This window comes from Brevundimonas sp., from assembly GCF_046295075.1.
Classification (GTDB): Bacteria; Pseudomonadota; Alphaproteobacteria; order Caulobacterales; family Caulobacteraceae; genus Brevundimonas.
Map to the genome: position 1 here is coordinate 1 of NZ_JBKBOC010000030.1, position 11,511 is coordinate 11,511.

Sequence of the window (11,511 nt, forward strand, 5' to 3'; positions counted from 1 at the left end):
CCTGCTCCTTGATGTCCTTGACCGAACGGGCTCCCGTTTCCTCGTCGGTCTCGAACACGATCAGGCGCAGCTTGACCTTCAGCGGCGCGGCATAGGTCATGTCGCGCTGGATGCACTCCTCAACGTCGTACTTCGGCTCTTCGAACTCGTACGAGACGTATTCCAGGATGGCGCGTTCGTTGAAGTCCTTGATCGGGAACACCGACTTGAAGACCGCCTCAATGCCCTGCTCCTTGCGGACGCCAGGACGGACCTCACGCTGCAGGAACTGTTCGTAGGAAGCGCGCTGGACCTCGATCAGGTTGGGCATCGCCACCGCTTCGGGGATACGCCCGAAGGATTTGCGGATGCGCTTCTTGCCGGTGAACGAGGTGGCGGAAGCGATCTGACCGTTGATGGCGAGATCGTGGGCGACGTCAGTCATTCAGTGTTTCCCATGACGCACGACCCGGGAAAGTCGCGCGTGAAATGCAGCAGCCACGGCGCGCGTTTCCGCGTCCGCAGCCAGGGTTTCGGCATCCACCCTCGGCCCGCTGCCGGGCCAGGACGCCTGAAATGTACCGGCTCCCTGGGGAAGGAGCCGCGCCTTCGCACGGTCGGAGGGCGACGGACCGGGCCTCGGCGCTTGCGCGCAGACTCATATGGAGTGTTGCGGAGCGCGCACATATACGCGCATTCGCGACGAAATAAAGGCCCCACGGAACCTTTTCATTCCCGCAGCCCAATCCCGTTGCCGCCGACATCTGCGTCATCTAGCGTCGCCATATGACACGCACCGCCCTGCCCCTGATCGCCCTCTTCGGCCTCTCCGCCTGCGCCACGCGCGGCGAACCCGTCACCTACGCCGAGACCGCCTCGGCCGCCGCCCGTGCGGCCGCCGCCGTCGCGGGCCAGACGTCGCAGAGCCCTCAGGAAGCCTGGGACGTCGGCAACACCGACTATCTGGCCTGGAACGGCGCGCGTCGTGGCTGGACCACCACCGCCAGCGGCCTGCAATACCGTCGCGTCGGCAAGGCCCACCCCCAGGGCGCCCAGCCGTCGGCGACCGACACGGTCAAGGTCCACTATCGCGGGACCTTCATCGACGGGCGCGAGTTCGACAGCTCCTACAGCCGCAACGAACCCGCCGAGTTCCCGCTGAACCGCGTCATCAAGGGCTGGACCGAGGGCGTCGCCCTGATGCGCGCCGGCGAGATCTACGAGTTCGTCATCCCCGCCTCGCTGGGCTACGGCTCGCGCTGGGTCGGCGGCGGCGACCTCCCGCCCAACTCGACCCTGCGCTTCTCGGTCGAACTGCTTGAGGTCAAGCCGGCCGGCTGAGGGGACAACAGGTCGCGGGGCGGAACGGCGATCCAGCCTTTACCGTTGGGGCCGTCATGATCCGCACCCTCCTCCCCGCCTCCCTCGCCCTTCTCCTCGCAGCCACGACCGCGTCAGCCCAAGATCAGGCCCAGCCCCCGGCCCAGGCCCCCGCCCAGGACCGGCCGACCTACGGCCCCCGGCTGGAAGGCTACGACTACCCCTTCCCCGTCCAGACCTATGCGTTCGAGTCCCAGCGCCAGGCGCTGGAGATGACCTATATGGACGTGGCCCCGACCGGCCCCGCCAACGGCCGCACCGCCCTGCTGCTCCACGGCAAGAACTTCTGCGCCGCCACCTGGGCGCCGACCATCCGCGTCCTGGCCCAGGCCGGTTTCCGCGTCATCGCCGTGGATCAGATCGGCTTCTGCAAGGCGTCCAAGCCTGCCGCATACCAGTTCAGCCTTCCGCAACTGGCGACCAACACCAAGGCCCTGCTCGACAGCCTGAACATCGACCGCCCCGTGATCGTCGGCCATTCGATGGGCGGCATGCTGGCGGCCCGGTTCGCCATCCAGCATCCCGACGCCGTCGAGCATCTGGTCCTGGTCAATCCCATCGGCCTGGAGGACTGGCAGGCCGAAGGCGTCCCCTACGCCCCGCTGGACGCCGCCTACGCCAACGAGCGTCGCACCACCTTCGACAGCATCAAGGCCTATCAGCAAAAGGTCTATTACGACGGCCAGTGGCGACCCGAATACGACGAACCCGTCGCCATGCTGGCGGGCATGTACGCCGGACCGGGCGGCGACGCCGTCGCCTGGAACCAGGCCCAGACCTCCGACATGATCTTCACCCAGCCGATCGCGCACGAATTCGGCCGCATCGCCGCCCCGACCACGCTGATCATCGGCGGCACGGACCGCACCGCCCCCGGCGCCAACCGCGCCTCGCCCGAGATTCAGGCCCGTCTCGGCCAATATCCCGCCCTTGGCCGCCGCACCGCCGAGGCCATCCCCGACGCGACCCTTATCGACTTCCCCGACCTGGGACACGCGCCCCAGACCCAGGACCCCGACCGCTTCCACGCAGCCCTGCTGAAGGCGCTCGATTAGCACGGCATCGTTTGGTGCGTTCGGCTTTCGCCTTATTTGCTCTCGGGCGTCAGGATCGCTACATCCGGCCTAACTCCCCAATCAGACGAACCCGAAGGGCGAAACCGCACCTCATGGCGCAGCAATATATTTTCCAGATGCAGGGTCTGACCAAGACCTTCCCCGGCGGCCGCAAGATCTTCGAGAACATCTGGCTCAGCTTCTACAACGACGCCAAGATCGGCGTCGTGGGCGTCAACGGCTCGGGTAAATCCACCCTGCTGAAGATCATGGCCGGCCTGGACACCGAGTTCACGGGCGAGGCCCGCGCCGCCGACGGCATCAAGCGCGGCTACCTCGAACAAGAGCCCAAGCTCGACGACAGCCTGAACGTTCGCGAGAACGTCGAGGCCTGGTGTGAAGAGAAGCAGTGGGTCAACCGCTTCAACGCCATCGCCGCCGAAATGGCCGAAAACTACACCGACGAACTGATGGAGGAGATGACCGCCCTTCAGGAGAAGATCGACGCCGGCGATGTCTGGGACATCGACAGCCGCATCGAAATGGCCATGGGCGCCCTGCGCTGCCCGCCCGATGACTGGGAAACGGCCAACCTGTCCGGCGGCGAAAAGCGCCGCGTGGCCCTGGCCCGCCTGCTGCTGTCCAAGCCCGACATGCTGCTGCTTGACGAACCGACCAACCACCTGGACGCCGAATCCGTCGCCTGGCTGCAGCATCACCTGGAGAACTTCCCCGGCTGCGTCATCCTGGTGACCCACGACCGCTACTTCCTCGACCTCGTCACCAAGTGGACGCTGGAGCTGGACCGCGGCAAGGGCCACCCGCACGAGGGCAACTACTCCTCGTGGCTGGAAGCCAAGACCAAGCGCGTCATTCAGGAAAACTCGGAATCCGAAGCCCGCCAGCGCGCCCTCAGCCGCGAACTGGACTGGGTCCGCTCCGGCGCCAAGGCCCGCCAGGCCAAGTCCAAGGCCCGTCTGGCCGCCTACGAGCGGATGGTGGACGAGCAGGAATCGATGCGCGGCGCCCAGACCCACGCCCATATCCAGATCCCGCCTGGCCCGCGCCTGGGCAACGTGGTTCTGGAAGTCGAGGGCTTGAAGAAGTCCTATGGCGACAAGACCCTGTTCGACGACCTGACTTTCAAGCTGCCGCCCAACGGCATCGTCGGCGTCATCGGCCCCAACGGCGCCGGCAAGTCGACCATGTTCAAGCTGATCACCGGCCAGGAAACCCCTGACGGCGGCACCGTCAAGGTCGGCGAAACGGTCAAGCTGGCCTATGTCGATCAGTCGCGCGACGACCTGAAGCCGGACGAGACCATCTGGCAGGCCATCTCGGGCGGCACCGAAGTGATGATGGTCGGCAAGCGCGAAATCAACACCCGCGCCTATGTCGGCAGCTTCAACTTCAAGGGCGGCGACCAGCAGAAGAAGGTCGGGCAACTGTCCGGCGGTGAGCGTAACCGCGTCCACCTGGCCAAGACCCTGGCCTCGGGCGGCAACCTGATCCTGCTCGACGAACCGACCAACGACCTGGACATCGAAACCTTGCAGAACCTCGAAGAGGCTCTTGAGGGTTTCGCGGGCTGCGCCGTGGTCATCTCCCACGACCGCTGGTTCCTCGACCGTCTGGCCACCCACATCCTCGCCTTCGAAGGCGACGGCCACGTGGAATGGTTCGAAGGCAACTTCGAAGCCTACGAACAGGACAAGATGCGCCGCCTGGGCGCCGACAGCATCATCCCCAAGCGCATCCAGCACCAGAAGTTCGGGCGCTGATCGCCTGATCGAACATGAGGAGCCGTTGCATGACCCAACGCCCCGCCGTTCTCATCATGCAGCGGCATCTCGCGCCACTCTCCGGGTTTCTTGAGAGCGCCTACGACGTTTATCGTTTCTGGGAAGGCCCGCCGATCGAGGCGGCGCACGACATTCGCGTCATGGTCGTCGCCGGCGAGGCGCCGCTGGACAAGGCGCTGATCGAGCGGCTGCCCAATCTCGATCTGCTGGCCTGTTTCACCTCGGGCTATGACGGCATCGACATCGACTGGTGCCGCCAGCGCGGCCTGCCCGTCACCCATGCCCCCGGCATCAATCACGAGGATGTCGCCGATCACGCCCTGGGTCTGATCCTGGCCGCCCGTCGCCAGATCGCCTCGGGTGATCGTCAGGTCCGTTCCGGCGCCTGGACAGCCGAGACCCGCACCATCACCGCCTCCCTCGGTGGCCAGAAGCTTGGCATCGTCGGCCTGGGCCATATCGGCAAGGCCGTCGCCGACCGCGCCGAGGCCTTCCGCATGGATGTCGGTTGGTGGGGGCCGCGCCCGCTCGACGCCGAATGGCCGCGCGCCGACAGCCTGCTCGCCTTGGCCAAGGCCAGTGACATCCTCGTGGTCGCCTGCAAGGCCGACGAGACCAACCGGGGCCTGATCTCGCGCGACATTATTGAGGCGCTCGGCCCCGACGGCCTGTTGGTCAATGTCTCGCGCGGTCAGGTCGTGGACGAAGACGCCCTGATCGCCGCCCTGAAATCAGGAAGCCTGGGTCAGGCCGCGCTGGATGTCTTCATCGAGGAGCCGACCAACCCGGACCGCTGGGCCGACGTGCCCAATATCGTCCTGACGCCCCACACCGCCGGGGCCACGACCGCCGGGGTGCAGGGCATGCTGATGCTGCTGATGCAGAACCTTCAGGCGCATTTCGCGGGCGAACCGTTGAAGACGCCCGTCGTCTGATTTCAGCGGGGGCGCTGCGGGCGTTCGTCCGCCGTCACGACGCCATCGCCGTTCTTGTCCAGCGTCTTGAACTGGGCGTCGACGCCGATGTTGAACTCGTCGCGCGTCACTCGACCGTCCGCGTCCGCATCCATCCGCGTCAGCATCCGACCGCCGCGCGCATTGGCCAGTTCGTTTGCATCGACCAGATCGTCCTCGTTGGCGTCCAGCCGATCGAACATCTGGGTCATCCGTGCCTGCATCTGCGCCAGGTTTTCGCGTTCCGGCGGCCGCATCCCGCCCATCTGTCCCCCCATGGGTGGACCCGACATCTGCGGCATCGGCGGTTCAGGGAAGTCGCTCTGGGCCAGCGCCGGACCGGCGGCGGCGAGAGCGAAGGCGGTGATCAACAGGTGACGCATGAGACTGCTCCAAAAGGGTTTTGAACTCTTGAACGCACGCACGAACTATTCCCGTCGCGGCCTTGCCGGGGAAACGATTTCACTTGCCAAATCATATAAGGATATCCTTATATGAACATATGAGCCTGTCCGCCGATCAGACTGTCGAAGCCCTACGCGCAGCCGGAGAACCCACCCGCCTGCGCGTCCTGTCGCTGCTGGCCGGGGAGGAGCTTTCGGTCATGGAGATGTCTCGCATCCTGGACCAGAGCCAGCCGCGCGTGTCACGCCATCTGAAGCTGATGACCGACGCCGGCCTGATCGAACGCTTCCCGGACGGAGCCCGCGTCTATTACCGCCTGTCGCACGACGCCCAGGCACGACGCCTGATCGACACCGTGCTGGACATCCTGGCCGAGGATGCCGGCGAGGCCGATCACCGCCGCTTGGACGAGGTTCGCAAGGACCGAGAGGAAGCCGCCGTCAGCTATTTCGAACAGATCGCGCCCCAGTGGGATCGCCTGCGCTCGCTCTATGTCAGCGAGACCGCCGTCGAGGCCGCCCTGGAACGCGCCGTTGGCCCCGGCCCGTTCGAGCGCGTCGTCGATCTGGGCACCGGCTCGGGTCGAATGCTGACCCTGTTCGGCAAGAAGGCCAAGATGTCGGTCGGGCTGGATCTCAGCCAGAACATGCTGAACATCGCCCGCACCAACGTCACCAAGGCCGGGCTGGACAAGGTCGAGCTGCGCCACGGCGACATATTCGCCACCCGCCTGCCCGCCGCCAGCGCCGATCTGGTGATCGTGCATCAGGTGCTGCACTACCTGTCCGACCCGTCCGCCGCTGTCGCCGAGGCCGCCCGCCTGGTCAGCCCGAATGGCCGCCTCGTCATCATCGACTTCGCCCCCCACGACTTCGAACATATGCGCGAGGCGCATCAGCATCGCCGCCTGGGTTTCGCCGATAGCGAGATCAACGGCTGGCTGCTGGACGGCGGCCTGACGCCGTCCGCCCCCATCGCCCTGCCGCACGACGCCGAGGGCCTGACCGTGACCATCTGGACGGCGGAACGCCGCGTCCAGGACAGAAAGACCGCCTGATGGCTTCCTTAGCTGACGCTCGCGCACTGCTGCTGTCGCCCCTGGGGCCTGTCGCTCGCGCCGGGTCCAATCGCGACGACGTGCGCGTCTCGTTCGAGTTCTTCCCGCCCAAGACCGACGAGGCCGAGGCCAATCTGTGGAAGGCGATCCGACGCCTGGAGCCGCTGAACCCCGCCTTCGTCTCGGTAACCTATGGTGCCGGCGGCTCGACCCGCGAGCGCACGCACCGCACGGTCCAGCGCATCATCACCGAGACCTCGCTTCGCCCTGCCGCCCACCTGACCTGCGTCGAGGCCAGCCGCGACGAGGTCGATGAGGTCATCGAAGGCTACAAGACCATCGGGGTCGATCACATCGTCGCCCTGCGCGGCGATCCGCCGGGCGGGTCCGGAATCGGCGGCGTCTATCAGCCCCGCGCCGACGGCTACGCCAACGCCACCGAACTGACCGCCGCCATCAGCCGCGCCGGCGGGTTTGACGTCACGGTCGGCGCCTATCCCGAACGCCACCCCGAAAGCCCCTCCATCGACCACGACATCGAGGTGCTGAGGGCCAAGGTGGACGCCGGCGCGACGCGCGCGGTCAGCCAGTTCTTCTTCGACATCGACGCCTTCCTGCGCTTCCGCGACCGGGTCAGGGCGGCGGGGGTGACCATTCCCCTGATCCCCGGCGTCATGCCCGTGTCCAACTTCGCCGGCCTGACCCGCATGTGCGGCGCCTGCGGGACCAGCATCCCCGACTGGCTGAAAGCCCATTTCGACGGGCTGGACGACGATCCCGAGACCCGCAAGCTGCTGGCGGCCTCGGTCGCCGCTGAGACCTGCGCGCGTCTGCAGGAAGAGGGCTTTTCCGACTTCCACTTCTACACCCTGAACCGCGCCGATCTGGTCTATGCGATCTGCCGCGTGCTGGGCGTGCGTGAAACCAAGGCCGTGGCGTAATGACCTCTCCCCTCACCCGCCCCCTGACTCGGGCCCAACGCATCGCCGCCCTGCATCAGGCGGCCAAGGAACGGATCCTGGTCCTCGACGGATCCTGGGGCGTGATGATCCAGCGGCGCGGCCTGTCCGAAGCCGACTTCCGCGCCGACCGCTTCGTCGCCGCTAACGGCTATGACGAAAAGAACCAGATGAAGGGGAACAACGACATCCTCTGCATTACGCGCCCCGATGTCATCGCCGACCTGCACGACCAGTATTATGGCGCCGGCGCCGACATCTCCGAGACCAACACCTTCTCCGGCACAACTATCGCCCAGGAGGACTACGCCCTGGACGCCCAGGCGGTGTGGGACATCAATCTGGAAGGCGCGAAACTGGCCCGCGCCGCCGCCGACCGCTGGACGGAGAAGGAGCCGCACAAACCGCGCTTCGCCGCCGGCTCGATCGGCCCCCTGAACAAGATGCTGTCGATGTCGTCCGACGTGAACGACCCCGGCGCGCGGCTGGTCACCTTCGATCAGGTCTATGAGGCCTATCGCCATCAGGTGAAGGCGCTGAACGAAGGCGGCGTCGATCTGTATCTGATCGAGACCATCACCGACACGCTGAACTGCAAGGCCGCGATCAAGGCGATCAAGGACCTGGAAGACGAGGGCATGGACGCCCTGCCCATCTGGATCTCGGGCACCATCACCGACCGTTCGGGCCGCACCCTGTCGGGCCAGACGGCCGAGGCTTTCTGGAACAGCGTGCGCCACGCCAAACCCTTCGCCGTCGGCTTCAATTGCGCCCTGGGCGCCGACCTGATGCGCCCCTTCATCGCCGAGCTTAGCCGCGTCGCCGACACCCTGGTCGCCGCCTATCCCAACGCTGGCCTGCCCAACGCCATGGGCCAGTACGACGAGGAGCCGCACGAAACCGCCCATTTTATCGAGGAATGGGCCGCGTCGGGCCTAGTCAATATCGTCGGCGGCTGCTGCGGCACGACACCGGACCACATCCGGCACGTCGCCGAAGAGGTTGCGCCACTGAAGCCCCGCGCGATCCCGGAACGCCCCGTGGCCCTGCGGCTATCGGGGCTGGAACCGTTCGAGATGGTGGCGTGATGGCGACGCATTCTTTCCTTCTCCCATTGGGAGAAGGTGGCCCGGAGGGCAGGATGAGGGTTCGCCGGTGGGCCAACTCGCAAAATCTATCCCTCACCCTTTCGCGCCAGAACGACGGCTACGCCGCCGTGCGCTCAAGCCCTCTCCCAATGGGAGAGGGAGGACAGTCATGAGACCCACCTTCATCAACGTCGGCGAACGGACCAACGTCACCGGCTCGGCCAAATTCCGCAAGCTGGTGGTCGAGGGCGACTATTCGGCCGCCCTCGACGTCGCCCGGCAACAGGTCGAGGCCGGGGCCCAGATCATCGACATCAACATGGACGAGGGCCTGCTTGACGGCGCCGTCGCCATGCGGATCTTCCTGAATCTGATCGCGGCCGAGCCGGACATCGCCCGCGTGCCGGTGATGATCGACAGCTCCAAATGGGAGGTGATCGAGGCGGGCCTGAAGTGCGTCCAGGGCAAGCCCATCGTCAACTCCATCTCCATGAAGGAAGGCGAGGCCAAGTTCCGCGAACAGGCCGTCGCCTGCCTGCGCTATGGCGCCGCCGTCGTCGTCATGGCTTTCGACGAAGTGGGCCAGGCCGACACCGCTGCCCGCAAGATCGAGATCTGCACCCGCGCCTACAACATCCTGGTCAACGAGGTCGGCTTCCCGCCCGAGGACATCATCTTCGACCCCAATATCTTCGCCGTGGCGACCGGGATCGAGGAACACGACAACTACGCCGTCGATTTCATCGAGGCGGTGAAGGTCATCAAGGCCACCCTGCCCTACGCGCGGATTTCCGGCGGCGTGTCGAACGTGTCGTTCAGCTTCCGCGGCAATGAGCCGGTGCGCCGGGCGATCCACAGCGTCTTCCTGTATCACGCCATCCAGGCGGGCATGGACATGGGCATCGTCAACGCCGGCGACCTGCCGGTCTATGACGACATCGACCCGACCCTGCGCGAGGCGGTCGAGGACGTGATCCTGAACCGCCCCCAGCGCACCAATGTCTCCAACACCGAGCGGCTGGTCGACATCGCCCCCAACTACAAGGGCGACAAGGGCGTAGCCCGCGTCGTCGATCTGAAGTGGCGCGACCAGCCGGTCGCCGCCCGCATCGCTCACGCCCTGGTCAACGGCATCACCGAATATATCGACGCCGACACGGAAGAAGCCCGCCTCTCCTTCGACCGCCCCCTGCACGTCATCGAAGGCCCGCTGATGGACGGGATGAACGTGGTCGGCGACCTGTTCGGCTCGGGCAAGATGTTCCTGCCCCAGGTGGTGAAGTCCGCCCGCGTGATGAAACAGGCCGTCGCCTGGCTGGAGCCCTTCATGGAGGCCGAGAAGGCGGGCAAGCCGCGCGAACAGGCCGGCCGGATCCTGATGGCCACGGTCAAGGGCGACGTCCACGACATCGGCAAGAACATCGTCGGCGTCGTCCTTCAATGTAACAACTATGAGGTCATCGACCTGGGCGTCATGGTCCCGGCCGACCGCATCCTGGACGCCGCCCTCGAGCACAACGTCGATATCATCGGCCTGTCCGGCCTGATCACCCCGTCGCTGGACGAGATGGTCTTCGTCGGCGCCGAGATGGAGCGGCGCGGCTTCGACATCCCCCTGCTGATTGGCGGCGCCACCACCAGTCGCACCCATACGGCGGTCAAGATCGAGCCCGCCTATCGCCGGGGTTCGACCACCTATGTCGTCGACGCCAGCCGCGCCGTCGGCGTGGTTTCCGGCCTGCTGTCCAAGACCGACCGGGCCAAGAACGAGGCGGCCACCCGCGACGAATATATCCGCATCCGCGAGCAATACGCCCGCGGTCAAGAGGTGAAGGCTCGCGCCACCCTGGCCCAGGCGCGCGAGAACCGCTTCCGCATCGATCCGACCCAGCCCCTGCCCGGCAAGCCGTCCTTCATCGGCGTGAAGGCCTTCGACGCCTGGGACCTGAAGGACCTGGCCGACCACATCGACTGGACCCCCTTCTTCGCCAGCTGGGAGCTGATCGGCCGCTATCCGCTAATCCTCGAAGATGAGATCGTCGGCGAGGCTGCGCGCGACCTGTTCGAGGACGCCAAGCTCATGCTGAAGCGGATCATCGACGAGAAGTGGTTCACGGCCAAGGGCGTGGTCGGCTTCTGGCCCGCCCGCGCCGAGGGCGACGACGTCATCGTCTTCGCCGACGAAAGCCGGGACGCCGAGATCGCCCGCTTCCACACCCTGCGCCAGCAGATCAAGAAGTCGAACGGCAAGCCCAACCTGGCCCTATCCGACTTCATCGCCGAAGAGGGCGAGGACTATATCGGCGCCTTCGCCGTCACCGCCGGTCATGGTGAGCTGGAAGTCGCCAAACGGTTCAAGGACGCCGGCGACGACTATTCGTCCATCTTGGCGACGTCGCTCGCCGACCGCCTGGCCGAAGCCTTCGCCGAGCGGCTGCACAAGGAAGTCCGCACCCAGTTGTGGGGCTATGCCGCCGACGAAACAGCCGACGTCGATGCACTGATCGCCGAACAATACCAAGGCATCCGCCCCGCCCCTGGCTATCCGGCCCAGCCCGACCACACGGAAAAGGCCACCCTGTTCCGCCTGCTCCAGGCCGAGGACAACGCCGGCATGGCCCTGACCGAAAGCTACGCTATGACGCCGCCCGCCTCGGTGTCAGGCCTCTATTTCGGCCATCCGGGCAGCCACTATTTCGGCGTCGGCAAGATCGATCTGGATCAGGTCGAGGATTACGCCCGCCGCAAGGGCTGGGACTTGGCGACAGCCGAACGCTGGTTGGCCCCCATCCTCAACTACGATCCCTATGCCGCCAAACGCGAAACGGCGGCC

At 66.0% G+C, this 11,511-nt stretch carries 9 protein-coding genes and 1 pseudogene; 8 read left to right on the forward strand and 2 right to left on the reverse strand.

The features are described 5' to 3' along the window. Window positions 1-424 (reverse strand): annotated as a pseudogene (locus ACK4MH_RS15300) (DNA-directed RNA polymerase subunit beta); the annotation flags it as partial. A gap of 341 nt (window positions 425-765) precedes the next feature. Between ACK4MH_RS15300 and ACK4MH_RS15305 the strand changes: the two are divergent. The 4 genes from ACK4MH_RS15305 (at window position 766) to ACK4MH_RS15320 (ending at window position 5,151) form a co-directional block, all read left to right on the forward strand. Beyond that, the gene (locus ACK4MH_RS15305) at window positions 766-1,320 is read left to right on the forward strand and encodes an FKBP-type peptidyl-prolyl cis-trans isomerase (RefSeq protein WP_409719905.1); all 555 of its coding nucleotides are present in this window, start codon (window positions 766-768) and stop codon (window positions 1,318-1,320) included. Between the two features lie 56 nt (window positions 1,321-1,376). Next, window positions 1,377-2,414, forward strand: coding sequence for an alpha/beta fold hydrolase (locus tag ACK4MH_RS15310; RefSeq protein ID WP_409719907.1), 1,038 nt, complete (start codon window positions 1,377-1,379; stop codon window positions 2,412-2,414). A 113-nt stretch (window positions 2,415-2,527) separates the two neighbouring features. Further along, window positions 2,528-4,195 (forward strand): energy-dependent translational throttle protein EttA, encoded by a 1,668-nt coding sequence (gene ettA, locus ACK4MH_RS15315; protein WP_409719909.1) that lies wholly within the window; start codon window positions 2,528-2,530, stop codon window positions 4,193-4,195. A 29-nt stretch (window positions 4,196-4,224) separates the two neighbouring features. Further along, window positions 4,225-5,151, forward strand: coding sequence for a 2-hydroxyacid dehydrogenase (locus tag ACK4MH_RS15320; protein ID WP_409719911.1), 927 nt, complete (start codon window positions 4,225-4,227; stop codon window positions 5,149-5,151). A gap of 2 nt (window positions 5,152-5,153) precedes the next feature. On the opposite strand, the gene ACK4MH_RS15325 is transcribed toward ACK4MH_RS15320, so the two are convergent. Then, complete coding sequence (locus ACK4MH_RS15325) at window positions 5,154-5,552, reverse strand: hypothetical protein (RefSeq protein WP_409719913.1); 399 nt, start codon at window positions 5,550-5,552, stop codon at window positions 5,154-5,156. A gap of 119 nt (window positions 5,553-5,671) precedes the next feature. Between ACK4MH_RS15325 and ACK4MH_RS15330 the strand changes: the two genes are divergently transcribed. The 4 genes from ACK4MH_RS15330 to metH form a co-directional block, all read left to right on the forward strand. After that, window positions 5,672-6,631, forward strand: coding sequence for an ArsR/SmtB family transcription factor (locus tag ACK4MH_RS15330; RefSeq protein ID WP_409719915.1), 960 nt, complete (start codon window positions 5,672-5,674; stop codon window positions 6,629-6,631). Next, complete coding sequence (metF, locus tag ACK4MH_RS15335; protein WP_409719917.1) at window positions 6,631-7,572, forward strand: methylenetetrahydrofolate reductase [NAD(P)H]; 942 nt, start codon at window positions 6,631-6,633, stop codon at window positions 7,570-7,572. Before ACK4MH_RS15330 ends, metF begins: the two co-directional genes overlap by 1 nt. Next, entirely contained in the window at window positions 7,572-8,678 is a 1,107-nt protein-coding gene (locus tag ACK4MH_RS15340) for a homocysteine S-methyltransferase family protein (RefSeq protein ID WP_409719919.1), read from the forward strand. Before metF ends, ACK4MH_RS15340 begins: the two co-directional genes overlap by 1 nt. A 169-nt stretch (window positions 8,679-8,847) precedes the next feature. Next, window positions 8,848-11,511, forward strand: a 2,664-nt coding sequence (gene metH, locus ACK4MH_RS15345) for a methionine synthase (protein WP_409719921.1), incomplete at its 3' end; no start/stop codon positions are given.

Bases quoted from the DNA above. Each gene is read 5' to 3' on its own strand.
- ACK4MH_RS15305 (WP_409719905.1), top strand. From the start codon at position 766: ATGACACGCACCGCCCTGCCCCTGATCGCCCTCTTCGGCCTCTCCGCC.
- ACK4MH_RS15310 (WP_409719907.1), top strand. From the start codon at position 1,377: ATGATCCGCACCCTCCTCCCCGCCTCCCTCGCCCTTCTCCTCGCAGCC.
- ettA (WP_409719909.1), top strand. From the start codon at position 2,528: ATGGCGCAGCAATATATTTTCCAGATGCAGGGTCTGACCAAGACCTTC.
- ACK4MH_RS15320 (WP_409719911.1), top strand. From the start codon at position 4,225: ATGACCCAACGCCCCGCCGTTCTCATCATGCAGCGGCATCTCGCGCCA.
- ACK4MH_RS15325 (WP_409719913.1), bottom strand. From the start codon at position 5,552: ATGCGTCACCTGTTGATCACCGCCTTCGCTCTCGCCGCCGCCGGTCCG.
- ACK4MH_RS15330 (WP_409719915.1), top strand. From the start codon at position 5,672: ATGAGCCTGTCCGCCGATCAGACTGTCGAAGCCCTACGCGCAGCCGGA.
- metF (WP_409719917.1), top strand. From the start codon at position 6,631: ATGGCTTCCTTAGCTGACGCTCGCGCACTGCTGCTGTCGCCCCTGGGG.
- ACK4MH_RS15340 (WP_409719919.1), top strand. From the start codon at position 7,572: ATGACCTCTCCCCTCACCCGCCCCCTGACTCGGGCCCAACGCATCGCC.